Below are 23,503 nucleotides of genomic sequence, written 5' to 3' on the forward strand. Positions count from 1 at the left end.
CCTCCATGCAGTCCGACATCGACGCCCAGCTCAACAACTTCTTCGAGGACGCCCCGGCACGCGAGTTCGACGTCGTGCTCAGGGGCTACGACCGGCACCAGGTGCACGACCACCTCAAGCAGCTCGACCTGGAGCTACGCCAGTCCAGGGAGCAGGTCACCAACCTGCAGCGCGATCTGTCCGACTCCCAGCGCCAGCTGCAGGAGCAGGAGCGTCCGACGTACTCCGGTCTCGGCGCCCGCATCGAGCAGTTGCTGCGCCTGGCCGAGGAGCAGGCCACCGAGCTCGTGCAGGCCGCCCGGACCGAGGCCAACGAGATCAAGGCCGCCGCCAAGGTCGAGGCCGCCGACCTGCGGGCCGCCGCCGAGGCCGAGGCCGCCGAGAAGCGGGCCCAGGCCACGCGGGAGAGCGACGACATGCGCTCCACCGCCGAGCGGGACGCCGAGGAGATCCGCTCCACCGCCCGCCGCGAGGCCGACGAGCTGACCAACACCACCGAGCGCGAGGCCGCCAAGCTGCGGGCCACCGCCGACCACGAGGTGGCCGAGAAGCGGGCCGACGCCGAGCGCGAGATCGCCAAGCTGCGCACCACCACCGAGCGCGAGGTGGCGCAGCTGCGCGCCTCGACCAAGCGCGAGCGCGACGAGGTGCTGACCACCGCCAAGCGGCAGGCCGACGAGATGCGCGCGCAGGCTCAGCGGGTGCTGGAGGAGTCGGAGGCCAAGCGGGCCCAGGACGAGGCCGAGTTCGAGATCCAGCTCGCCTCCCGCCGGGAGGAGGCCGAGCGCCAGGAGGCCGAGCGCCACGCCACCGCCCAGGCCAACACGCAGAAGATGGTCGCCGAGGCCGAGCAGCGGGCCGCCACGGCCGAGTCGCGCGCCACGAAGGCCACCCAGCAGGCCGAGCAGACGCGCCGCGAGGCCGACCTGCACGCCAAGCAGCTCGTCGCCAACGCCCGCAAGAGCGCCGAGACGATCATGTCGGAGGCCAAGACCAGCGCCGAGACGATCGTCACCGAGGCGAAGAACGACGCCGAGCGCACCCGCACCACGATGCAGCGCCAGGTCGACGAGCTGACCAGGCAGCGCGACAGCATCACCAGCCACCTGGCCCAGCTGCGCCAGCTGCTCGGCGGCGCCGCCCTGCCGGGCCTGGAGCCGGAGCCCGCGGTCGCCGCGGCCCCGGCCAAGCCGGCCATCGCCGCGCCGGCCGCCGAGCCGGTCGCGCCGCCCACGACGCCCGCTCCCAAGGTCGAGGCCAAGAGCGAGGACGACGCGGAGTGGTGGCAGGAGTGACGGCGGGCTAGTCGGAGACCGCACACGGGGGCAGCGAACGGTTGGAGAGAGAGCCTGGTGACCTTGGGTCGCTAGGCTCTCTTTCTGTTTCACCGACACCTCCCGTCCCCCTAGGAGCCCCCCGTGTCCGCAGAAACCGAGCCCAGGACCGCCGCGGAGGCCGAGGAGCCCGAGTCGTCCCAGGAGGCCGGGCCCGCCGAGGAGCCGGCGCCGTACGGGCTGCCGGGCAAGCCGTTCGCCCGCGGGCCGTTCCTGTTCGGGCTGGTGGGCGGGCTGGGCGTGCTGACCGCCATCGCGCTCGCGCAGATGATCGAGAAGTCGCTCAGCACGATCATCCTCATCGTCGTGGCGATGTTCCTGGCCGTGGGCCTCAACCCGGCGGTCGAGGCGTTGCAGCGGCGCGGCCTGGGCAGGCGGCCGGCGATCTCGATCGTGTTCACCGGGGTGGTCGTGGCGTTCGCGCTGTTCGGCCTGGCCGTGGTGCCGCCGGTCAGCCAGCAGTTGTCGGAGTTCATCGCGGCCGTGCCCGGCTACATCACCGACCTGAGCAACCATCCGACGGTCCGCCAGATCGAGGCCGAGTACCACGTGCTGGCGCAGGTGCGCCAGTTCGTGACCAGCACGCTCGGGCCCGCGCTGGCCAGCGGCATCATGGGCGCGGGGCTGGTGGTGCTCAACGGCGTGTTCACCACGGTGACGCTGCTGGTGCTCATGCTGTACTTCCTCGGCTCGCTGCACACGATCAAGGAGTACCTGCTCAAGCTCGTCCCGGCCTCGCGCCGGCCGCGTACGTCGGCCATCACCGAGCAGATCCTCACCGGCATCGGCGGCTACGTCGCGGGCAACGTGCTCATCTCGGTCATCGCGGGCGTGCTGACCTGGATCTTCCTGTCGATCGCCGGGGTGCAGTACGCGCTCGCGCTCGCCCTCGTGGTGGCCCTGACCGACCTGATCCCGCTGGTGGGCGCCACGATCGGCGCGGTGCTGGTCACCGGGGTCGCGCTGCTGCAGTCGCTGCCCGCCGGCATCGCCTGCGCCGTCTTCTTCGTCGTCTACCAGCAGGTCGAGAACTACTTCATCTACCCCAGGGTGATGAAGCGCTCGGTGGACGTGACGCCCGCCGTGACGGTGATCGCCGCGCTGTTCGGCGGCGCCCTGCTCGGCATCGTCGGGGCGTTGCTGGCGATCCCGGTGGCGGCGGCCATCGCGCTGATCATCCGGGAGATCGTGCTGCCCCGCCAAGCTCGGTCCTGAGGAACTCGGCCACCGTCGCGTTGAACGCCTCCGGCTGCTCGACCGCGCTCAGGTGACCGGCCTTGGGGATGACCTCCAGCCGGCCGTCGGGCGCGGCCCGTGCCATGGCCTCGGCGTCGGCGGGCGGTGACAGCTCGTCCTCCTCCCCCACCACGATCAGCAGGGGCACCTTGAGCTCGCCCAGCGTGCCGAAGGAGTCGGAACGCGCGGCCATGGCCCGTTGCGCCCAGGCCACGGCGCCCGGCGGGGCCGACTGCACCAGGCCCTTGACCCGGCCGAACACCATGGCCCTGCGTTCCTTGGTCGTGGGCCCGATGAGCGCCGGCAGCACCTCGGTGACCAGCACCTCGCTGCCCTCGTCCAGCACGGCGCGGGCGATGCGTTCCCGGTTGTCCCTGGCGGCGGGCGGGTCGGTGCCGGCCTTGGTGTCGGCCAGGACCACGCCCAGCACCCGGTCGGGGTGCCGGCGGCAGAAGGCCATGGTCACGTAGCCGCCCATCGACAAGCCGCCGACCACCGCGCGGTCGATGCCCTCGTCGTCGAGCAGCCGGGCGACGTCGTCGGCCATCAGGTCGAGGGAGGGCTCGTCGTCGCCCAGCCGGGAGCCGCCGAACCCGCGCAGGTCGGGGGTGATGACCCGGCAGACGGCCGACAGCCCTTCGCGCTGGGCCAGCCACATCGCCGACGACAGCGGGAACGCGTGAAGCAGCACAACCGGGAGTCCGCTCCCGGCCGATCTCGTGTAGAGCTGCACGGACCACACGGTAGCCCGGTTCACGGACACATTCACTTATTGACCTATGCCGGTATACCGCGATAAGCCCGACCGCTTCCGGACGTTGCCCTACGGTGGCGCCGGCACGCACAATTCCAGGCGAGGTGATAGCGATGGCCGGAACCCGTCCCGCCCTCCCCGACGCCACCAACAACGCCTTCCTGCAGGAGGCGCTCAACGAGGTCAACGCCCACCGGGCCAAGCACCACGCGCCCCCGCTCACGATGGACCCGCTGCTGGTCGGGTACGCCAGGTCCAGGGCCGCCTCGCGCTCCGAGCACGAGGGCCTGAGCGCCGGGCACGACGGCCTGCGCGCGGGCACCGGCGAGTGCCTCTTCTGGCACCCCGGTGACGCCACCGCCGGGGACGCCGTCGCCGCCTGGCACGACCGGGCGGCCGGTGACAGCCGGGCGGAGGCCACCGGCGACTTCGGCCGGCTCGTCCGGGCGGGCACCACCCGGATGGGCGCCGGCCGCGTGGCGGGAAACGGCGGCCGGTCGTTCGAGACGTACGTCGTCCTCGTGTTCGAGCCGCCGGGCGAGCCCGGGGCCGTCTGAGGCCCCAGGCGCACGGGGGGTCAGCCGATCGCGGTGGCCCCGCCGTCGACGAACAGCACCTGCCCGGTCATGTACGCCGACGCCTCCCCGGCCAGGAACACGGCCGGCTGGGCCATCTCCTCCGGCGTGCCCCAGCGCCGCATCGGCACGCCGGCGACCGTGGCCGCGGCGGCGGCCTCGTCCTGCCACAGGTTGCGGTTGAGGTCGGTGGCCGTCCAGCCGGGGCACAGGGCGTTGACCCGGACGCCCGCCGGCGCCCACTCGGCCGCCAGCGTCTTGGTCAGGGCCACCAGCCCGGCCTTGGCGGCGGCGTACGGGGCGAGCAGCGGCGCGCCGCGCGCCGCCACCGAGGCCACGTTGATCACCGAGCCGGAGCCGCGGCCCAGCAGGTGGGGCGCGACGGCATGGCAGACGGCCATGGCGGAGTCGAGGTTGAGCCGCATCAGCTTGTCCCAGCCGGACAGGCGCAGGTCCTTGAACTCGACCAGGAAGTTCGAGCCGCCGGCGTTGTTGACGACGACGTCGAGGTGCCCGAGCCCGTCGATCGAGGCGGCGACGGCCGCGGCGGCCGCCGCGCGGTCGGTGAGGTCGGCCGGGATCACGACGGCCCGCCTGCCGAGCGCCTGGACCTCCTTGGCCACCTCGGCCAGGGGCTCGGCCGACCTGCTGACCAGGGCGACGTCGGCGCCCGCCGCGGCGTAGGCGAGCGCGATGGCCCGCCCGATGCCCTTCGACGCCCCGGTGACCAGAGCCGTCCTGCCGGACAGGTCGAACGCGCCCACACTGCCTCCTCGCTCGGAACCGAACAAGATTCTACAAAGCTTGCCCGGCCCACGCCATGCCCGTACCGCCCCAAATCACGACAGGACGGGCGCCGCGGGCGCGGCCGGAGCCTGCGGCGCTGCCGGCAGCCCGTGCGCGCGCACGCAGGCGGTGAACGCCTTCCCGCCGTCGTCCGGCCCGCTCTCCCCGTACGACGCCGCCGCCCCGCCCGTCACGGCGGCGAAGACCAGGGCGGCCAGGACCACCCGCCCGGTGATCGAACCCTTCATGATGACTCCTCCGCTTTCGTCCGACGCTTTCCGACGCTCCCAGCGAACCCCGCCCCCGGTTACCGCCCGGGAACGACGGCGGTTACCCCGCTGTAACCCCGCTCTGGGCATGCTGGGCGGACCATGAGGGTGCTGATCGTCGAAGACCACGAGGAGCTCGCCCACACCGTGGCCGCCGGCCTGCGCCGCGAGGGCATGGCCATCGACGTGGCGCTGGACGGGCCCGCCGGGCTGGAACGCACGTCCGTCAACGACTACGACGTGGTCGTGCTCGACCGCGACCTGCCCGGCCTGCACGGCGACGACGTGTGCCGCAGCCTGGCCGCCGGCGGCCATCCGGCGCGCGTGCTGATGCTCACCGCCGCCGGGACCATCGACGACCGGGTGAGCGGGCTGGGCATCGGCGCCGACGACTACCTGCCCAAGCCGTTCGCGTTCGCCGAGCTGGTGGCCAGGATCCGGGCGCTGGCCAGGCGGGCGCGTCCGGCGCTGCCCGCGGTGCTGGTCCACGGCGGGCTGCGGCTCGACCCGGCCGCGCGGCTGGCCACCCGCGACGGGCGCCGGCTGGCGCTCAGCCCGAAGGAGTTCGCGGTGCTGGAGCTGCTGCTGTCGGCGGGCGGCGCGGTCGTCTCGGCCGAGCAGCTGCTCGAACGCGGGTGGGACGAGTTCGCCGACCCGTTCACCCAGACCGTGAAGGTCACGGTCAGCCGGTTGCGCCGCAAGCTCGGCGACCCGCCGCTGATCGAGACCGTGCCGCAGGCCGGGTACCGGATGGCCGGCCCCGCGCGGGCGCCGGACTCGGACGGAGGTGACCCGGCGTGCGGCGGACCGTGGGGCTGCGGCTGACGCTGCTCTACAGCGGCCTGTTCCTGGCCGCCGGGCTGCTGCTCGTCGCGCTGATCTACCTGCTGGTCGCGCACTCGCCGTTCCCTGCCGCGCCGGTCGCGCCCGTCCTGCCCCCGGTGCCCGGCCAGGTCGTGCCGCAGCCGCGGGCGGACGTGGCGTACCTGGCCGAGCAGCAGGCGGCCGGGCTGCGCAGGCTGCTGGTCAACTCGGCGATCGCCCTGGTGGTCATGGCGTTCGCGTCGGTGCTGCTGGGCCGGTTGACGGCCGGACGGGTGCTGCGCCCGTTACGGGACATGACGGCGACCGTCCGGCGCATCACGGCCGACCGGCTCGACCGGCGGCTGGCCGCCGCCGGCCCGGACGACGAGCTGAAGGAGCTGGCCGACACCTTCGACGACCTGCTCGACCGGCTGGAGGCCGCCTTCACCGCGCAACGCCGGTTCGTGGCCAACGCCTCCCACGAGCTGCGCACCCCGCTGACCCTGCAACGCGCCATGGCCGAGGTCGCGCTGGCCGACCCGGACGCCGGCGCCGCCGAGCTGCGCCGCGTCCTCGACCGCCTGCTGGCGGCCGGCCGGCACCAGGAACGGCTCATCGAGGCGCTGCTCGTCCTGGCCAGGAGCCAGCAGGGGCTGGACCACCGGGAGCCGCTGGACCTCGCCGCCGTCGCCGGGCAGGCGCTCGACCGGCGGCCGGACTCACCGCTGCGCGTGGAGGCGGCGCTGCGGCCCGCGCCCGCCTCCGGCGACCGCGACCTGCTCGAACGCCTGGTCGTGAACCTGCTGGACAACGCGGCGCGGCACAACGTGCCGGACGGCTGGATCACGGTGACCACCGGCGTGGCGGCGGGCCTGGCCACGCTCAGCGTCGCCAACAGCGGCCCGGTGATCCCGCCCGACCGGGTCGCGACGCTGCTCCAGCCGTTCCAGCGCCTGGCGGGCGGCCGCCGGGCGACGGGCGACGGGCTGGGGCTCGGCCTGTCGATCGTCGCCGCCGTCGTCCAGGCCCATCTCGGCACGCTGGAGGTGGTCGCGCGGCCGCAGGGCGGGCTGGAGGTGACCGTCAGATGTCCGTCGGCAGCGGGTACGCCGCCGGATTGACCCGCCGGACGATCTCGTTCAGCACGATCCGGACGTACGGCTCGCCCACCCACAGGTGCTTGGCGCCGTCGACCCCGATGACCTCGGCCTGCGGCACCCTGGCGAAGCGCCGCCGGGCCTCCTCCGGACGCAGGTAGTCGTCGAACTCGGGCACCATCGCCACCAGCGGCCGGCCGAACCGGGCCCAGGCGTCGAGGTCGTCGTCGGTGGCCCTGTGGAGCGGCGGCGAGAGCAGGATCGCGCCCTCGACCAGGGGGTCGTGGGCCCACTTCAGGGTCAGCTCGGTGCCGAAGGACCAGCCCACCACCCACACCCGCGGCAGGTCGTTGAACTCTGCGTACTCCAGCGCCGCCGCCACGTCGAACCGCTCGCCCTCGCCGCCGTCGAAGGCGCCCCCGGAGGTGCCGCGTTCGGAGCTGGTGCCGCGGGTGTTGAAGCGCAGCACGGCGAGGTCGGCGAGCGCGGGCAGCCGGTTGGCGGCCTTCTTGTAGACGTGGCTGTCCATGAACCCGCCGTGGGTGGGCAGCGGGTGCAGGGTCACCAGCGTCGCCACGGGCGGCCGGTCGAGGGGCTGGGCCAGCTCGCCGACCAGGGTCAGGCCGTCGGCCGTCTGCAGCTCGATCGGTTCACGCCTGGCGGGCAGCACGGTGGCCGCGCGAATCTCCACGGGGGTCCTCCTAGTAGCGGCTGCGGCCGGGGCCGCGGTCGAGTCTCTTGCGCCAGCAGGCCGGGTGCCAGTGGCGGCGCTCCTCGTCGCCGCCCGGCCAGTCGGGCCAGGCGACCAGGTGCGGCCTGCCGCCCAGGATCTCCTGGTCGCAGCCGGGGCAGCGGTAGGTCTTGGTCGAGGACGCGCCCGTGAGCATGCGCACCTTCCAGTCGCCGTCCGGCCATTCCTCCACCTTGTCGTTGCCGGTGGGAAGGCCGAGAGGGCGGGAGTCGTCCCTCCGGCGGGCGCGGCGGGGGCTCATGAGCGGGGGAACTCGCCCACACCGGCCGTGACGAGCTGGTCGAGCAGGGGGGCGGGGGCGAAGGCGGGCTCGCGGTACTCGGCGTAGAGGGCCCTGAGGCCGTCGCGGACCCTGGCCAGGCCGAGGTAGCCCAGCATCTCGAACGGGCCGGCCGGATAGCCGCAGCCCAGCCGCATGGCGGCGTCGATGTCGGCGATGGAGGCGTAGCCGGCGTCGTACATGCGGACGGCGTCGTTGAGGTAGGGGAACAGCAGCGCGTCGGCCACGAACCCGGCCCGGTCCTTGCACGGGACGGGCACCAGACCGGCGACCCGCATCAGGTCGCGCGCCGCCTTGGCGGCCCCGGGCGAGGTGAGCGCGGTGCCGGCCAGCTCGGCCACCTTGTCGCCGACGACGTGCACGCCGACCATCCTGCTGGGGTCGGACAGGCGTACGGCGTGCTCGATCACCGGACGGTCGGTGCAGCGCAGCACGGTGTCGGGCGCGTCGGACGGCCCGAACCCGGAGGCCCGCAACCGCTCGCCGAGCCCGTGGACGTCGGGCCCGTCGATGCCGAACGTGATGACCGTGGACTTCTCCGGCTCCTTGGGCGGCTCCTGCGGCCCGTAGAAGCCGTGGCCGCTCTTGCGGCCGAGCCGCCCGGCGGTGACCAGCTCGCGCAGCAGCGGCGAGGGCGCGTGCCGACGGTCGCGCGTCTCGTCGAACAGCACCTCCATCACCTCGTGCGCGGTGTCCAGCCCGATCAGGTCGAGCAGCGCGAACGGCCCCATCGGCAGCCCCACGCCCAGCCGCATCGCGTCGTCGATGCCGTCGCGCGTGGCGATGCCCAGCTCCAGCAGGACGGCGGCGTGGTTCAGATACGGCAGCAGCAGCCGGTTGACCACGAACCCGGCCCGGTCGCCCACCGGCACGGCGGTCTTGCCCAGCCGCCCGGCCAGCTCGCAGATCTCCGAGACGACTCCGGGCGCGGTCACCACCGTGCCCACCACCTCGACCAGCCGCATGACCGGCGCCGGGTTGAAGAAGTGCATGCCGACCACGCGCCCGGGCCGGCCCGTGGCGGCGGCGACGGCGGTGACCGGCAGCGAGGAGGTGTTGGTGGCCAGCACCGTCCCGGGCTTGCAGATCCGGTCGAGGTCCCGGAACAGCGAGATCTTCAGGTCGAGCACCTCGGGGATCGCCTCGATCACGAGGTCGGCCTCGCGCAGGTCCTCGCGCGAGGTGGTCAGCGTGATGCGCCCAAGGATCTCGGCCCGCTGCGCGGCCGTCAGCTTGCCCCGGTCGGCCGCCCTGGTCGTGGAGCGCTCGACGTGCCCGCGGCCTCTGGCCAGCGCCTCGACGTCGGCCTCGACGCCGATCACCCGGAGCCCGGCACGCGCGAAGACCTCGGCGATCCCGGCGCCCATCGTGCCGAGCCCGACAACTCCCACCGTTTCAAACGCCATGCGACCAGTTTTCCAGAGCCGCTAAGGTGGACCGTCATGCGGCTGGTCATCGCGCGGTGCAGCGTGGATTACATCGGACGGCTCACGGCGCATCTGCCGATGGCGCCGAGGCTCGTCCTCATCAAGGCGGACGGGAGCGTCAGCATCCACGCCGACGACCGCGCCTTCAAACCGCTCAACTGGATGAACCCGCCGTGCAAGCTCAAGGAGGACGGCGGCACCTGGACGGTCACCCACGGCAAGACCGGCGAGAAGCTGGTCCTGACGATGGAGGAGATCATCCACGACTCCAGCCACGAGCTGGGCGTCGACCCCGGCCTGATCAAGGACGGCGTGGAGGCCCACCTCCAGGAGCTGCTGGCCGAGCACATCACGACCCTGGGCGAGGGCTACTCGCTGATCCGCCGCGAGTACATGACGGCCATCGGTCCGGTCGACATCCTGTGCCGCGACGCGCTGGGCGCGACGGTGGCCATCGAGATCAAGCGGCGCGGCGAGATCGACGGCGTCGAGCAGCTCACCCGCTACCTGGAGCTGCTCAACCGCGATCCGCTGCTCGCGCCGGTGCGCGGGGTGTTCGCGGCGCAGGAGATCAAGCCGCAGGCGCGCGTGCTGGCCGCCGACCGGGGCATCGACTGCGTCACCCTCGACTACGACGCCCTGCGCGGCATCGAGCCGGAGAACCCGACCCTCTTCTAGCCGTCCCGGCCTCGTAGCGGGCCGGGATTTCCCATGGCCCGACATTCCAGTGTTGACACGTCTCTCATGGACGTTCTAGTTTCGACCTATCGAGATTGGAGTGTTCATGGACGTTCCCGCGTATCTCAGCGGCGACCTGGCGCCCGTCCCCGACGAGATCGAGGCGCACGACCTGGAGGTCACCGGCGCGCTGCCCGCCGAGCTGACCGGGCGCTACTTCCGCAACGGGCCCAACCCGCGGCCGGGCGAGGACCCCGGCCACTGGTTCGCCGGGCACGGCATGCTGCACGGCGTCCGGCTGCGGGACGGGCGGGCCGAGTGGTACCGCAACCGCTGGGTGCGGACCAGCAAGTTCACCGACGACGCGCCGTTCGTCACCGACACCGGCGTCGATCGGGCCGCGGTGACCGCCAACACGCACGTCGTCCGGCACGCCGGACGCATCCTGGCGCTGGTGGAGAACGGCCTGCCACACGAGGTGACGCCCGAGCTGGCCACCGTGGGCCCGTGCGACTTCGGCGGGCGGCTGACCACCGCGATGACCGCCCACCCCAAGCACGACCCGCTCACCGGCGAGCTGCACTTCTTCGGCTACGGGTACTTCCCGCCGTTCCTCACCTACCACCGGCTCTCGGCCGCCGGCGAGCTGGTGGAGAGCAGGGAGATCGAGGTGCCGGGGCCGACGATGATGCACGACTTCGCCGTCACCGAGCACCACCTGCTCTGGCTGGACCTGCCGGTGGTGTTCGACCTGAACCGCAGCGGCATGCCGTACGCCTGGGAGGACGACTACGGCGCCAGGATCGGCGTCACCCCCCGGACGGGCGGCCCGACCCGCTGGTTCGACGTCGACCCCTGCTACGTGTTCCACGTCGGCAACGCCTGGGAGGACGAGCGGGGGCGCGTCGTCCTGAACGCCGCCCGCTACTCCCCCGGCGCGTGGTCCGCCGTCTGGAAGCAGATCGGCGGCGCCGCCGACCCGGCCCGGCACGCGGGCGCCGCCGGCGCTGCCTCCCTGCACCGCTGGACCCTCGCCCCGGCCACCGGCACGGCCACGGAGGAGGCGCTGGACGACCGCGGCGTGGAGTTCCCCACGTTCAACGAGGACCTGCTCGGCCGGCCCAGCCGCCACCTCTACACGGTGGGCGCCGACGCCGTCGTCAAGTACGACCTGCGCGACGGCTCGGCCCAGGTCAGGAAGACCGGCGGCGCCACCGGCGAGGCCGTGTTCGTGCCGGCCGAGGGGGCCACGGGCGAGGACGATGGGTGGCTGCTGTCGATCGTCACCTCCGGGGAGTCGTCCGAGCTGCTGGTGCTGGACGCCGGCGACCTGTCCGGCGTCGCGTCGGTGCGGCTGCCCAGGCGGGTGCCGGCGGGCTTCCACGGCTCGTGGTTCGCGGAGGGCTGACGGGTGGAGATCAGGCAGTCCGGCGACTTCGACGCCGCCGGCGACGCGCTGGCCAGGGCCTTCCACGACGATCCGGTGGTCGGCTGGCTGCTGCCCGGCGGTCGCGGCGCGGCGGGGATGTTCGCCACGATCGCCCGTCACATGCACGCGTTCACCGATACGGCGCTCAGCGGGGGCGGCGCCGTGGCGGGGGTCGCGCTGTGGGACCCGCCGGGCCACCGGGCCGACGCGGAGGCGGCCGTGCCCGGCCTGGTGGCGGCCATGGGCGACCGGGTGCGCCAGGGCTTGCTGCTGGAGGAGGAGTTCGCCCGGCACAAGCCCGCCGGCCCCTACTGGTACCTGGCCCAGCTCGGCACCGTGCCCGAGCTCCAGGGCACCGGCGTGGGCGGCGCGCTGCTGCGCGCGGGCCTGGCCAGGTGCGGCGGCCTGCCCGTCTACCTGGAGAGCAGCAAGGAGTCGAACGTGCCCTTCTACGAGCGGTTCGGGTTCGCGGTCACCGAGCGGTTCACGCTGCCGGACGGGCCGCCGGTGTGGGGGATGCTGCGCCCGCCCCGGCGCTAGTAAGCGACGGCTTACCGGTTTATCGTGACGTCATGACCACGCTGACGTTCGACTCACTGAACCCGGCTACCGGCGAGGTCGTCGGCAGTCATCCCAAGAACGACGCCCGGGCCGTGCGCGAGGCCGTGACCAGGGCCGAGGCGGCCGCGGAGTGGTGGGCGGCCCTGCCCGCGGGCGAGCGCAGGCGCCGCCTGCTCGACTACAAGGCGGTCATCACGCGGGCCCTGCGGGAGCTGGCCGCGCTGGTGCACGAGGAGACCGGCAAGCCGGTGGGCGACGCCACGCTGGAGATCGTGCTGGCCGTCACGCACCTCGACTGGGCGGCCCGCAACGCCGCCAAGGTGCTGGGCCGCCGCCGCGTGGCGACCGGCATGATGGGCCTCAACCTGGCCGCCACCCTGGAATACCTGCCGCTCGGCGCGGTCGGCGTGATCGGCCCGTGGAACTACCCGGTGTTCACTCCCATGGGGTCCATCGCGTACGCGCTGGCCGCCGGCAACGCGGTCGTGTTCAAGCCCAGCGAGCTCACCCCGGGCGTGGGCGTGCGGCTGGCGGAGCTGTTCGCCGAGTCGGTGCCCGAGCAGCCGGTGCTGCAGACGGTGACCGGGCTCGGCGAGACCGGCGCGGCGCTGGCCGCCGACCCCCGGGTGCGGAAGGTGGCCTTCACCGGCTCGACCGCCACCGCCAAGCGGGTCATGGCGGCGTGCGCGGAGAACCTGACGCCCATCGTGGCCGAGTGCGGCGGCAAGGACGCCTTCATCGTGGACGCCGACGCCGACCTGCCCGCCGCGGCCGACGCCTGCCTGTGGGGCGCGATGTCGAACGCGGGCCAGACCTGCGCGGGCGTCGAGCGGGTCTACGTGGTGGACGCGGTGTACGAGCCGTTCATGCGGGAGCTGTCGGAGCGGGCCGCCGGGGTCAAGGCCGGCCAGGACTACGGCCCGATCACCATGCCCGCCCAGATCGACATCATCCGGCGGCACATCGACGACGCCACCAAGTCCGGAAAAGTGGTGATCGGCGGCCCCGGCTCGGTACGGGCGCCGTTCATCGACCCGGTCATCGTGGCGGACGTGCCCGAGGACTCCCCGGCCGTCCGCGAGGAGACGTTCGGGCCGACGATCACCGTCCGGCGCACCCGCGACGCGCAGGAGGCGCTGGAGCTGGCCAACGCCTCGGCGTACGGGCTGGCGGGCACGATCTTCTCGCGGGACGCCCGCCGGGCGACGCGGCTGGCGCGGGCGATGCGCACCGGGATGACCGCCGTCAACTCGGTCATCTCCTTCGCCGGGGTGCCCGCGCTGCCGTTCGGCGGGGTCGGCGACTCGGGGTTCGGCCGCATCCACGGAGCCGACGGCCTGCGCGAGTTCACCAGGCCGAAGGCGGTCTCCCGGCAGCGCTTCGCCCTGCCCGGCATGAACCTGACCTCGTTCAGGAGGGGGCCCGACGAGCTTGAGCGACTGATCAGGCTTGTCACGTTCTTGCACGGACGACGTAAAAGATAATCATCGCGCTCTTTCCCAAATCCGATCATCCGTCCATAATTGTGTGCTCTGGGGGCCACGATCATGTTGGACGGGTGGAATGTGAACCGGTCTTACCGGGGAATGTCGGCTGAGCAAAGGCTGGCGGACAGACGCGAGCGGCTGATGACGGCCGCCTACACGCTATACGCGAAACCAGGTTTCGCGGCGACGACCATCGAAAGATTGTGCTCGGAGGCGCGGATCTCCAACCGGGCCTTCTACGAATGTTTCGGCGGCCGCGAGGAGTTGCTCCAGGCGCTGCACGAGCGGTGCGTGGAGGAAAGCCTCGCGGTTGTGGCCAAAGCGTTACAGGAGGCGCCGGGCACGCTTGACGGAAGAGTCAAGGCGGGGATTCGCGCCTATATCGAGTTCGCCGCCGCCGACTGGCGGCGGGCCCGCATCATGCACCTGGAGGTGCGCAGGTCGGGTGACGTCCTGACAGCCTCGCGTCAGCGGGCGGTGGACTCCTTCGCCCGGCTCGTGGAGGAGGCGTCGGCGGATTTCCCGCAGACCCGCTCGCTGAATCGGCGCCTGGTGGCACTTGGCGTAATTGGCGCGCTGCAAGAGCTGCTGATCGAATGGATACTGGCCGACCAGCAGCCGGCCATCGACGATCTGGTCGAGGTGGCGGTGCACATCTTCATCCGCAGCCTCAGTCCGTCGTGACCCGCCGATTACCCGCAGTGATGGGGTCACAGAATAATCACTTCATCGTTCTTTCCGAGTGCCCACGCCCGTGATAGAGGTCCAGCCGAAATCTACATTCCCTCTATATTCGGCTCGTGAAAGGCACGGGCGACGGCTGATCGGCGCCCGGCCCGATATGTGACCTCAGGCCACCGCGGCCGCGGGAACCTCGACGTGCAGGACCCGATTCAGCCGGGTCACCGCCAGGATCCGCATGATCCGCGGGGGCACCCCCCGAAGAACGAGGCGGCGTTGCACGCTGATCGCGCGCCGATGCGCTCCGACCAGCACCCCGAGCCCGGTGGCGTCGATCATCTCCAGCTTGGAGAGGTCGAGGATGAGGTCGCCCTCGCCGGCGTCGAGCGCGGCGTGCAGCCGTTCGCGCACGCCGGCCGACGTGCCGGCGTCGAGCCGGGCGCCGATCCGCACCGTCTGGCCTCGTGGATTGCGCCGGACGCGCATGCCACCTCCTCAATCACGCACACGGCGTGTGGTCGCCGGGATCGAAACCCCCGCTCTTCCTCCCCTACCCATCTATCGGGAGTGACACGACAGCCGTCAGCAGGAACTGTCCGTCGCCGGTGGGACGGGCCGTCATGCGCCCGCCCACGGCGGCCATCCGCTCGCCCATGCCGGTCAGCCCGCTGCCCAGGTCGTCGGCCTGCCTGCGGGCCACGCCGTCGTTGCGGACCGCCAGTTCCGCCTCCTGGTCGGTGAAGCGCAGGGTGATGTCGCAGAAGGTCGCGGCGCTGTGCTTCAGCACGTTCGTGACCGCCTCACGCACCGCGTACGCGAACACCGGCGCGACGCCGTGGGGCAGCTCGCGGTGCGGCAGGCGCACCTCGCAGCGGACGCCGGCCGCTTCGAGCACTCCCTTCACGCTATTCAGCTCAGCGGTCAAGTCAAGTTCGCGGTAGCCGCGCACGGCCTGGCGCAGCTCGCGCAGGGCCTTGCGGGTCAGCGCGTTCACCTCCGCCATCTCGTCCCTGGCGGCCTTGCCGTCGGCGTCGGCCAGGCGTACGGCCAGCTCGGTCTTGACGGCGATGGCCGAGAGCTGGTGGCCGACGAGGTCGTGCAGGTCCCTGGCGAAGCGCAGCCGCTCCTCGGCCAGCGCCAGCCTGGTGTGCGCCTCGCGGCCGTCGTGGGCCTGCACGGCCAGCGACCAGATCCACGCCCACATCCTGTTGGTGCAGGGCAGCGCCGTGGCCCAGATGACGTCGAGGGCGGCGATGACGAGCAGCGAGACGAGCAAGGTGTCGCCGCTCAGCGCCAGCAGGCCCGTCCCGTCCACCACGGACAGCGCGCCGAGCCCGACGCAGGCCGCGCACGTCGCCGCGCCCAGCGCCAGCGCCCTGCGGGCGGGCAGCCCGATCACCGCCACGGACAGCCAGACCATGGGCACGAACCCCCAGCCCATCGGGTCGGCCCCGCCCAGCGCCGACGACAGGAACGCCAGAGCGCCGGTCCACACGACCTCCCTCGTGGGATACCGGCGCTCCATGACCGCGGCGACGACTCGCACGTAGAGCCAGGTGAAGGCGAGCGCCGCGATCGTCGCGAGCAGCAGGCGCGGCCAGCCGGCCGCCCCCGAGCCGAGGCTGAACACCGTCGAGGCGACCAGGAAGATCCACATGATCACCAGCGTCGAGTTCAGCATCCGGCGGGCCAGCCGCCGCGCCCGCGTGATCGCGTCCATCTAGCCGGCGCGCAGCACGTCGCCGAGCTTCAGCCGGGCGCCCGTGCGCAGCACCGCCCGCTCGTAGACCTTGGCTCCGAACGACAGCACCGCCAGCACGGCCACCGCCATCGCCGCCATGGACAGCGCCACCTGCCACATCGGCACGTCGGCCGCCGCCATGCGGACCGGCATGATCATCGAGGAGAACGGCGGGATGTAGGACATCACCGTGGCCAGCGTGCCCGTGGGGTCGTTGGTGGCGTAGAAGGCCACGAAGTAGGTGACCATGATGAGCATGGTCAGCGGCGACATCACGCTGCTCACCTCCTCCTGGCGGGAGACCAGCGAGGCGAACGCGGCCGCGAGCGTGGCGAAGAACGCGTACCCGAGCACGAACCAGACCAGGACGGCCACCACCAGCCCCGGCACGCCCGGCGGGAAGTCGGCGGCGAACCCCGACACCGACGTGGCGACCAGGCCGACGGCGAGGATGGTGAGCAGGTTGATCAGCCCGAGCACGCCCAGTCCGACGATCTTGCCGCCGAGCAGCTGCCACGGGCGCACCGCCGCGAGCAGGATCTCCACGATCCTGCTGCCCTTCTCCTCCACCACGCCCATGGCCACCATCATGACCTGGCCCATGAGCAGCATGAACAGGACGAGCACCAGCACCACGGCGATGCCGGTCTTGGCCGCCTGGTAGCGGGTGTCCACGCCCACGGAGACCATCTGCAGCGGCGGGATCGTCACCCCAGCCGCGCCGAGCCGCATCTCCCGGTTGGTGCTCTGCATGAGCACGCCGAGCTTGCTGTCGATCTCGCCGTCGGTGAGCACCTTGTCGCCGTCGACCAGCACCGCGTCCACGTCACCGGCCAGCACGGCCTTCTTGGCGGCGGCCTCGTCGGGGAAGGAGCGCCACTCGAACTCGGCGTCCGGCGCGGCGGCCTTCAGCGGGAGCTGCTGGGAGTTGACCGTGCCCAGCGTGTACGAGTCGCTCCCGCCCATGAGCTTCGGCGCGAAGGAGACGGCCGCCACCAGCAGCGCGGTCACCAGCAGGCCGACCAGGAACGTCTTCGTGCGCACCTGCGTGACGATCTCGCGGCGGGCGACCAGCATCAGTCCGTTCACGCCACGGCCTCCTTGAAGATCTCGGTGAGGGTCGGCTGCTCGACCCCGAAGTGCTCGACGCGGCCCGCCTTCACGGCGCGGCGCAGGATCTCCTGGTCGTCGCCCTCGGTCGTCCGCAGGGTGTGCAGGTCGCCGTGGACGGTCACCGTGCCCGGCAGGCCGTCGGCCCAGCCCGGGGCGGGGTCGCGGACCTCCACGCGCAACGTGTCGCCCTCGGCGGCGCGCAGCTCGGCCACCGTGCCCGTTGCGACCATCCTGCCGCCGGAGACGATGCCCACCGAGTCGCACAGCCGCTCCACCAGGTCGAGCTGGTGGCTGGAGAAGATCACCGGCACGCCGCTCCTGCAGCGTTCCTGGAGCGCCCCGGCCAGGGCGTCCACGGCGAGCGGGTCGAGCCCGGAGAACGGCTCGTCCAGGACCAGCGCCTCGGGGTCGTGCACCAGCGCCACGGCGAGCTGCACGCGCTGCTGGTTGCCCAGCGACAGCGTCTGCACCGCGTCGCCCCTGCGCTCGGTCAGCCCGAGCCGCTCGATGAGCTCGTCGGCGGCCTTCTTCGCCGCCGCCGGGGCGAGCCCGTGCAGCCGGCCGAAGTACTCGATCTGCTCGGCGACCCGCATCTTCTGGTACAGCCCGCGCTCCTCCGGCATGTAACCGAACCGCGTGCGGTCGTCGTAGCCCAGCGCGCGGTCCCGCCAGCGCACCGATCCGGAGTCGGCCTGGAGCACGCCCATGACGATGCGCATCGTCGTCGTCTTGCCCGCACCGTTCGCGCCCACGAAGCCGTACATCTCACCCGGACGTACCGTGAAGCTGATCCCGTCCAGGGCGACCTTGCCACCGGGGTTGTCGGGACCGCCCGCGAAGCGCTTGCGCAGCTCGCTGATCTCGAGCATCAGGTCCTCTCTCTCGTCATGGGTAGATTGTGGCTTTGGCGGCGTTCGCCCTGGTAGTCGTGGAAATCATGGACGCGACATGGAAAGCGCGTCCCGTTCGGATGACATTTGTCATTACGCTGGGCTCATGACGCGTGCCGACAAGGACAAGCCCGTCGTCCTCTCCCGCATCTACACCCGTACGGGCGACGACGGCACCACGAACCTGAGCGACATGAGCCGCGCGGCCAAGACCGACACCCGGCTGGCCGCCTACGCCGACGTCGAGGAGGCCAACGCCTGCCTGGGCCTGGCCCTGTCCCACGGCACCCTGTCCGCCGACCTCGTGGCGCTCCTCGTGCGCATCCAGAACGAGCTGTTCGACGTGGGGGCCGACCTGGCCACCCCGGTGGTGGAGGAGCCGGAGTTCCCGCCGCTGCGGGTGGAGCAGTCCTACATCGACCGGCTGGAGGAGCAGTGCGACCGGCTCAACGCCGAGCTCCAGCCGCTGCGCAGCTTCATCCTGCCCGGCGGCGACCCGGCCACGGCCGCGCTGCACCTGGCCCGGGTGACCGTACGCAGGGCCGAGCGCACCACATGGGCGGCGCTCCAGGCTCACGACGACGTCAACCCGCTGACCGCCAAATACCTCAACAGGCTGTCCGACCTGCTCTTCATCGTCTGCCGGGTCGCCCACGGCGGCAACGAGATCCTCTGGAAGCCCGGCGGCACCCGCTAGGCGACGTCGAGGTACGCGCTGGGCGGCGCCGACTCCAGCCAGGCGAGGAAGCCGGTGAGGGCGTCGGCGCTCATCGCCAGCGACAGCCCGCGCGTCGTGCCGCCGCAGTCGACGGCGTAGAGGCCGCCGTCGATCTCACGCCGGGCGGAAACGACGAGGCCGCGCCTCGCGATCGCGTGGCGCGGCCTCAGTCGGACGCCCATGAGCGGAATCCAGTGGAGCTCACCGTCGGCGTAGCGGGCCACCCCGCTCTGCCACCCTCGGCTGCCCACTTTCAGCCGGCAGGGTACGCTACCGCGCGAACGGGCGAGCGTCACCCCCCGCAGGACCACGAGGGCGACCAGCAGCAACAACAAAACCGAAACCGTCGCCACCATGGCCGCCCCCTGAATCCCGTTGTATGTATTAAACCTCTTCGCCCGCCGCGCGCAGCCGGGCCCTGGCCCGCTTGGCCTCGATCGCCGCGTCGGCGTCCTCCTGGTTGGCCTCGATCGAGGCCTGAGCCCGGTCGAGAGCGTCTCGGGCGGCCGCGACGTCGACCTCGGAACCGAGCTCGGCGACCTCGGCGAGCACCGACACCTCATCATCGGCCACGGAGATGAACCCCCCGTGAACGGCCGCGACGAGCTCGGGCTCACCTTCCCGCTTGACGCGCAGCACGCCGCCCTCGACCAGGACGCCGAGCACGGGTGCGTGTTGCGGCATAATACCGATCTCGCCGTCAACGGTCTTGGCAATCACCATGTCGGCCTCGCCCGACCAGATCTCACGCTCGGGTGAGACAACCCCTACGCGTAGCTTCGCCACTTCAGCAGGTTCCTTTCCGATCAGGTAGCGGCACGGGTTCTCATGCCCGTGCCACTACCGTAGGGCGATCAGCGACGCTCGAGTTCCTTGGCCTTGGCCACGGCCTGGTCGATGCCGCCGACCATGAAGAACGCCTGCTCGGGCAGGTGGTCGTACTCGCCGGCGCACAGGCCCTTGAAGGAGGCGATCGTCTCGTCCAGCGGGACGTTCTCGCCCGGCTGGCCGGTGAACGCCTCGGCGGCGTACATCGGGTGCGACAGGAACCGCTCGATGCGACGGGCCCGCTGCACGGTGACCTTGTCCTCTTCGGACAGCTCGTCGATACCGAGGATCGCGATGATGTCCTGGAGCTCGCGGTACTTCTGCAGGATCCGCTTGGTCTCCTGGGCCACCCGGTAGTGCTCCTCGCCCACGACCTGCGGGTCGAGGATCCGGGAGGTGGAGTCGAGCGGGTCCACCGCGGGGTAGATGCCCTTCTCCGAGATCGGCCGGGACAGAACGGTCTGCGCGTCGAGGTGCGCGAACGCGTTGTGCGGGGCCGGGTCGGTGATGTCGTCGGCGGGCACGTAGATCGCCTGCATGGAGGTGATCGAGTGACCGCGCGTCGAGGTGATGCGCTCCTGGAGCACACCCATCTCGTCGGCCAGCGTCGGCTGGTAACCCACCGCGGACGGCATGCGGCCGAGGAGGGTGGAGACCTCCGAGCCCGCCTGCGTGAAGCGGAAGATGTTGTCGATGAACAGCAGCACGTCCTGCTTCTGCACGTCGCGGAAGTACTCCGCCATCGTCAGCGCGGACAGGGCCACCCGCAGACGGGTGCCCGGCGGCTCGTCCATCTGGCCGAAGACGAGGGCGGTGTCCTTGAGGACGTCCGCCTCGTCCATCTCCAGCCAGAGGTCGTTGCCCTCACGGGTGCGCTCGCCGACGCCGGCGAACACCGAGGTGCCACCGAAGTTGCGGGCGACACGGCGGATCATCTCCTGGATGAGAACCGTCTTGCCCACACCGGCGCCGCCGAACAGGCCGATCTTGCCACCCTGCACGTACGGGGTGAGCAGGTCGATGACCTTGATACCCGTGACCAGCATCTCGGTACGGGACTCGAGCTGGTCGAAGGGCGGGGACGGCCGGTGGATGCCCCACTTCTCGGTGACCTGGAGCGAAGCGGTCGGCACGTCGAGCGACTCGCCGAGCGCGTTCCACACGTGACCCTTGACGACGTCGCCGACGGGCACCGAGATCGGGTGGCCGGAGTCGGTGACGGCCGTACCGCGGACCAGGCCGTCGGTGGGCTGCATGGAGATGGCGCGGACCAGGTTGTCACCCAGGTGCTGGGCGACCTCCATGGTCAGGGTCTTGGTCTCGCCGCCGAGGGTCACCTCGACGTTGAGCGCGTTGTAGATCTCGGGCATCGCCTCGACGGGGAACTCCACGTCGACGACGGGCCCCTTGACGCTGGCCACACGACCGGCACCGGCCGACGTGGGCTCAACAGTCTCAACAGCCTCTGCAGTCATTTCACTCTTTCCCCGCTGCGGCGTCAGCCAGCGCGTTGGCGCCCCCGACGATCTCGCTGATTTCCTGGGTGATCTCGGCCTGGCGAGCCTGGTTCATCTGCATGGTGAACACGCGGATCAGCTCGTTGGCGTTGTCCGTGGCGGACTTCATGGCGCGGCGGCGCGCAGCCTCCTCCGAAGCAGCCGACTGCAGCAGCGCCGTGAAGATGCGGGACTCCACATAGCGCGGCAGCAGCGATTCGAGCACGTCGCCCGCGGTGGGCTCGAACTCGAAGTACGGCGGGATCGTCTCGCCGGCCGTCGCCTCGGTCTCCTCGACCTCCAGCGGCAGCACGCGCTTGACCACGACGTTCTGGGTCAGCATCGAGACGAACTCGGTCGAGACGATGTGGATCTCGTCGATCCCCGCCTCTTCCTTGAAGGAGTCGATCAGCGTCTGCGCGATCTCCTTGGCGTCGGCGTAGGCCGGCTTCCTGGAGAAGCCGACCCACTGGCCGCCCATCGTGCGGTTGCGGAAGGTGTGCCAGGTGACACCCTTCCGGCCGGTGACGAACGGCACCACCGTCAGGCCACGGCTCTCCAGCAGCCCGCGCAGGGCCTCGGCCTCGCGCAGGACGTTGGCGTTGAAGCCGCCACAGAACCCGCTGTCGCTGGTGACGATGAGGACGCCCGCCTTGGCGGGGTTCTCCTTCGCCACGGTCAACGGATGGTCGACGCTGGCCGCGTTGCTGACGACGCCCGTGACGGCGCGAGTGATCTCACGCTCGTACGGCAGCGCCGCCTGCATCCGCATCTGCGCCTTCACGATCCGCGAGGAGGCGATGAGCTCCTGGGCGCGCGTGATCTTGGCGGTCGACTTGACCGACCTGATCCGCCGCCGCAGCAGCCTTAGCTGGGCACCCATGAGCTACTTCTCCGTCGCCGGGCGGACGACCTTCTTGATCTTCTCCTGGCCGACCTCGTCGGCCTCGAGCGGCGCCACCGGCTCGTCCTTGACCAGGAGCTCGCCCGAAGAGGTGGTGAAGCCCTTCTTGAACTCCGTGACGGCGTCCTTGAGAGAGGTCACCGCGTCGTCGGTCAGCTCGTTGGTCTCGCGGATGCTGTCGAAGATGCCCTTGTGGCTGCTCTGCAGGTAGTCGAGGAACTCCTGCTCGAAGCGGCGGATGTCCTCGATCGGAACCTCGTCGAGCTCACCCGTCGTGCCCGCCCACACCGACACGACCTGCCGCTCCACGGAGAACGGCGAGTACTGCGGCTGGATGAGCAGCTCGGTCAGGCGCTGACCGCGCTCCAGCTGGGCGCGGGAGGCCGCGTCCAGGTCGGAGGCGAAGGCCGCGAAGGCCTCCAGGTCGCGGTACTGCGACAGCGACAGACGCAGCGTGCCGGCCACCTTGCGCATCGCCTTGATCTGCGCCGAGCCACCGACTCGGGAGACCGAGATACCGACGTTGATGGCAGGACGGATACCGGCGTTGAAGTAGTCGGTCTCCAGGAAGATCTGGCCGTCGGTGATGGAGATGACGTTGGTCGGGATGAACGCCGACACGTCGTTGCCCTTCGTCTCGATGATCGGAAGACCGGTCATCGAGCCGCCGCCCATGTCGGCGGAGAGCTTGGCGCAGCGCTCCAGCAGACGGGAGTGGAGGTAGAAGACGTCACCGGGGAACGCCTCGCGGCCCGGCGGGCGGCGAAGCAGCAGCGAGACGGCGCGGTAGGCGTCGGCCTGCTTGGTGAGGTCGTCGAAGATGATGAGGACGTGCTTGCCCTGGTACATCCAGTGCTGGCCGATGGCCGAACCGGTGTAGGGGGCGATGTACTTGTAACCGGCCGGGTCGGAGGCCGGGGCGGCGACGATCGTGGTGTACTCCAGGGCGCCGGCCTCTTCGAGGCGGGAGCGCACCTGGGCGATCGTCGAGCCCTTCTGGCCGACCGCGACGTAGACGCAGCGCACCTGCTTCTCGGGGTCGCCCGAGAGCCAGTTGTCACGCTGGTTGAGGATGGTGTCGACGGCCACGGCGGTCTTGCCCGTGCCACGGTCACCGATGATCAGCTGGCGCTGGCCGCGGCCGATCGGCGTCATGGCGTCGATCGCCTTGATGCCGGTCTGCAGCGGCTGCTTCACCGGCTGCCGCTGGACGACCGAGGGGGCCTGCAGTTCGAGGGCGCGCAGGCTCTCGGACTCGATCGCGCCCTTGCCGTCGAGGGGGTTGCCGAGCGGGTCGACCACACGGCCGAGGAAGTTGTCGCCGACCGGCACGGACAGGACCTCGCCCGTCCGGCGGACCGTCTGGCCTTCCTCGATCTTGCTGAAGTCGCCCAGGACCACGACGCCGATCTCTCGGGGGTCGAGGTTCAGGGCCAGGCCGCGCGTGCCGTCCTCGAACTCGAGCAGCTCGTTCGCCATCGCCGAGGGAAGGCCGGAGACATGGGCAATGCCGTCGCCGGCGTCGACGACGGTCCCGATCTCCTCGCGCGCGGCGCCTTCCGGTTCGTACGCCTGGACGAAGCGCTCAAGCGCGTCCCGGATCTCGTCCGGCCGGATCGTAAGCTCCGCCATCTCTACTCTGTCTCCCTATTCATTCGGCGCTC

At 71.4% G+C, this 23,503-nt stretch carries 25 protein-coding genes and 1 pseudogene; 11 read left to right on the forward strand and 15 right to left on the reverse strand.

The genetic code is table 11. The annotated features are described in order from the left end of the window. Positions 1–5: 5 nt before the first annotated feature. Together ACIBST_RS06530 and ACIBST_RS06535 are read left to right on the forward strand one after the other, a co-directional pair. On the forward strand, positions 6–1,295 hold the full coding sequence (locus tag ACIBST_RS06530; protein ID WP_352350042.1) for a DivIVA domain-containing protein: 1,290 nt from the start codon (positions 6–8) through the stop codon (positions 1,293–1,295). Positions 1,296–1,418: 123 nt separating this feature from the next. After that, positions 1,419–2,549 (forward strand): AI-2E family transporter, encoded by a 1,131-nt coding sequence (locus tag ACIBST_RS06535; RefSeq protein WP_397169648.1) that lies wholly within the window; start codon positions 1,419–1,421, stop codon positions 2,547–2,549. Here ACIBST_RS06535 and ACIBST_RS06540 read toward each other — a convergent pair. Continuing rightward, the gene (locus ACIBST_RS06540; RefSeq protein ID WP_397169650.1) at positions 2,509–3,261 is read right to left on the reverse strand and encodes an alpha/beta fold hydrolase; all 753 of its coding nucleotides are present in this window, start codon (positions 3,259–3,261) and stop codon (positions 2,509–2,511) included. The genes ACIBST_RS06535 and ACIBST_RS06540 overlap by 41 nt on opposite strands. Before the next feature lie 176 nt (positions 3,262–3,437). Between ACIBST_RS06540 and ACIBST_RS06545 the strand changes: the two genes are divergently transcribed. Further along, positions 3,438–3,881 (forward strand): CAP domain-containing protein, encoded by a 444-nt coding sequence (locus ACIBST_RS06545; RefSeq protein ID WP_397169651.1) that lies wholly within the window; start codon positions 3,438–3,440, stop codon positions 3,879–3,881. 20 nt (positions 3,882–3,901) lie between these two features. Here ACIBST_RS06545 and ACIBST_RS06550 read toward each other — a convergent pair whose 3' ends face one another. Both ACIBST_RS06550 and ACIBST_RS06555 read right to left on the reverse strand, forming a co-directional pair. Then, positions 3,902–4,663: an SDR family NAD(P)-dependent oxidoreductase gene (locus tag ACIBST_RS06550; protein ID WP_397169652.1), complete on the reverse strand. Its 762-nt coding sequence runs from the start codon at positions 4,661–4,663 to the stop codon at positions 3,902–3,904. A 75-nt stretch (positions 4,664–4,738) separates the two neighbouring features. Next, on the reverse strand, positions 4,739–4,933 hold the full coding sequence (locus ACIBST_RS06555; protein ID WP_397169654.1) for a hypothetical protein: 195 nt from the start codon (positions 4,931–4,933) through the stop codon (positions 4,739–4,741). 123 nt (positions 4,934–5,056) lie between these two features. Here ACIBST_RS06555 and ACIBST_RS06560 point away from each other — a divergent pair. Both ACIBST_RS06560 and ACIBST_RS06565 read left to right on the forward strand, forming a co-directional pair. Then, positions 5,057–5,707 (forward strand): annotated as a pseudogene (locus ACIBST_RS06560) (response regulator transcription factor); the annotation flags it as partial. 44 nt (positions 5,708–5,751) lie between these two features. Continuing rightward, the gene (locus ACIBST_RS06565) at positions 5,752–6,879 is read left to right on the forward strand and encodes a sensor histidine kinase (RefSeq protein ID WP_397169656.1); all 1,128 of its coding nucleotides are present in this window, start codon (positions 5,752–5,754) and stop codon (positions 6,877–6,879) included. Here ACIBST_RS06565 and ACIBST_RS06570 read toward each other — a convergent pair. From ACIBST_RS06570 to ACIBST_RS06580, 3 genes are read right to left on the reverse strand one after another with little or no spacing between them, the layout of a single operon-like run. Further along, positions 6,842–7,546 (reverse strand): alpha/beta hydrolase, encoded by a 705-nt coding sequence (locus ACIBST_RS06570; protein WP_352324290.1) that lies wholly within the window; start codon positions 7,544–7,546, stop codon positions 6,842–6,844. The two genes, ACIBST_RS06565 and ACIBST_RS06570, sit on opposite strands and share 38 nt — an antisense overlap. Positions 7,547–7,556: 10 nt before the next feature. Next, positions 7,557–7,847, reverse strand: coding sequence for an ATP/GTP-binding protein (locus ACIBST_RS06575; RefSeq protein WP_357971071.1), 291 nt, complete (start codon positions 7,845–7,847; stop codon positions 7,557–7,559). Beyond that, positions 7,844–9,292 carry a 3-hydroxyacyl-CoA dehydrogenase family protein gene (locus ACIBST_RS06580; protein WP_397169658.1) on the reverse strand — a complete coding sequence of 483 codons (1,449 nt, stop codon included), beginning with the start codon at positions 9,290–9,292 and terminating at the stop codon, positions 7,844–7,846. Before ACIBST_RS06580 ends, ACIBST_RS06575 begins: the two co-directional genes overlap by 4 nt. Positions 9,293–9,328: 36 nt before the next feature. On the opposite strand from ACIBST_RS06580, the gene nucS reads away from it, so the two are divergent. From nucS to ACIBST_RS06605, 5 genes are all read left to right on the forward strand, one after another. Next, on the forward strand, positions 9,329–9,991 hold the full coding sequence (nucS, locus tag ACIBST_RS06585) for an endonuclease NucS (protein WP_397169660.1): 663 nt from the start codon (positions 9,329–9,331) through the stop codon (positions 9,989–9,991). 106 nt (positions 9,992–10,097) lie between these two features. Further along, positions 10,098–11,399, forward strand: coding sequence for a carotenoid oxygenase family protein (locus tag ACIBST_RS06590; protein ID WP_397169662.1), 1,302 nt, complete (start codon positions 10,098–10,100; stop codon positions 11,397–11,399). Between the two features lie 3 nt (positions 11,400–11,402). Continuing rightward, positions 11,403–11,960, forward strand: a complete 558-nt coding sequence (locus tag ACIBST_RS06595; RefSeq protein ID WP_397169663.1) for a GNAT family N-acetyltransferase — start codon at positions 11,403–11,405, stop codon at positions 11,958–11,960. A 32-nt stretch (positions 11,961–11,992) separates the two neighbouring features. Next, positions 11,993–13,465: an aldehyde dehydrogenase family protein gene (locus ACIBST_RS06600; RefSeq protein WP_397169664.1), complete on the forward strand. Its 1,473-nt coding sequence runs from the start codon at positions 11,993–11,995 to the stop codon at positions 13,463–13,465. Between the two features lie 144 nt (positions 13,466–13,609). Then, positions 13,610–14,152 carry a TetR/AcrR family transcriptional regulator gene (locus tag ACIBST_RS06605; protein ID WP_397169666.1) on the forward strand — a complete coding sequence of 181 codons (543 nt, stop codon included), beginning with the start codon at positions 13,610–13,612 and terminating at the stop codon, positions 14,150–14,152. A 165-nt stretch (positions 14,153–14,317) separates the two neighbouring features. Here ACIBST_RS06605 and ACIBST_RS06610 read toward each other — a convergent pair whose 3' ends face one another. From ACIBST_RS06610 to ACIBST_RS06625, 4 genes are all read right to left on the reverse strand, one after another. Continuing rightward, positions 14,318–14,635: an STAS domain-containing protein gene (locus ACIBST_RS06610; RefSeq protein WP_352324282.1), complete on the reverse strand. Its 318-nt coding sequence runs from the start codon at positions 14,633–14,635 to the stop codon at positions 14,318–14,320. Positions 14,636–14,699: 64 nt separating this feature from the next. Beyond that, positions 14,700–15,869, reverse strand: a complete 1,170-nt coding sequence (locus tag ACIBST_RS06615; protein ID WP_397169667.1) for a sensor histidine kinase — start codon at positions 15,867–15,869, stop codon at positions 14,700–14,702. Further along, positions 15,870–16,979, reverse strand: coding sequence for an ABC transporter permease (locus ACIBST_RS06620; RefSeq protein WP_397169669.1), 1,110 nt, complete (start codon positions 16,977–16,979; stop codon positions 15,870–15,872). After that, a complete protein-coding gene (locus ACIBST_RS06625) occupies positions 16,976–17,872 on the reverse strand; it encodes an ABC transporter ATP-binding protein (RefSeq protein ID WP_397169670.1) in 897 nt (298 codons plus the stop codon). The genes ACIBST_RS06620 and ACIBST_RS06625 overlap by 4 nt, the downstream gene beginning before the upstream one ends. A gap of 127 nt (positions 17,873–17,999) precedes the next feature. Here ACIBST_RS06625 and ACIBST_RS06630 point away from each other — a divergent pair, with 127 nt between their 5' ends. Further along, complete coding sequence (locus ACIBST_RS06630) at positions 18,000–18,590, forward strand: cob(I)yrinic acid a,c-diamide adenosyltransferase (RefSeq protein WP_397169671.1); 591 nt, start codon at positions 18,000–18,002, stop codon at positions 18,588–18,590. On the opposite strand, the gene ACIBST_RS06635 is transcribed toward ACIBST_RS06630, so the two are convergent. From ACIBST_RS06635 to atpA, 5 genes are all read right to left on the reverse strand, one after another. Continuing rightward, the gene (locus ACIBST_RS06635; protein ID WP_358283445.1) at positions 18,587–18,967 is read right to left on the reverse strand and encodes a DUF2550 domain-containing protein; all 381 of its coding nucleotides are present in this window, start codon (positions 18,965–18,967) and stop codon (positions 18,587–18,589) included. The two genes, ACIBST_RS06630 and ACIBST_RS06635, sit on opposite strands and share 4 nt — an antisense overlap. A 28-nt stretch (positions 18,968–18,995) precedes the next feature. Beyond that, positions 18,996–19,397 (reverse strand): F0F1 ATP synthase subunit epsilon, encoded by a 402-nt coding sequence (locus tag ACIBST_RS06640; RefSeq protein WP_080042501.1) that lies wholly within the window; start codon positions 19,395–19,397, stop codon positions 18,996–18,998. Positions 19,398–19,465: 68 nt separating this feature from the next. Then, on the reverse strand, positions 19,466–20,914 hold the full coding sequence (gene atpD, locus ACIBST_RS06645) for a F0F1 ATP synthase subunit beta (RefSeq protein ID WP_397169673.1): 1,449 nt from the start codon (positions 20,912–20,914) through the stop codon (positions 19,466–19,468). Between the two features lies 1 nt (position 20,915). Continuing rightward, positions 20,916–21,818, reverse strand: a complete 903-nt coding sequence (locus ACIBST_RS06650) for a F0F1 ATP synthase subunit gamma (RefSeq protein ID WP_357971057.1) — start codon at positions 21,816–21,818, stop codon at positions 20,916–20,918. Between the two features lie 3 nt (positions 21,819–21,821). Further along, positions 21,822–23,471: a F0F1 ATP synthase subunit alpha gene (gene atpA / locus ACIBST_RS06655; RefSeq protein WP_397169674.1), complete on the reverse strand. Its 1,650-nt coding sequence runs from the start codon at positions 23,469–23,471 to the stop codon at positions 21,822–21,824. Between the last annotated feature and the right edge of the window lie 32 nt (positions 23,472–23,503).

Source organism: Nonomuraea sp. NPDC049684 (assembly GCF_044465345.1).
Lineage (GTDB): Bacteria > Actinomycetota > Actinomycetes > Streptosporangiales > Streptosporangiaceae > Nonomuraea.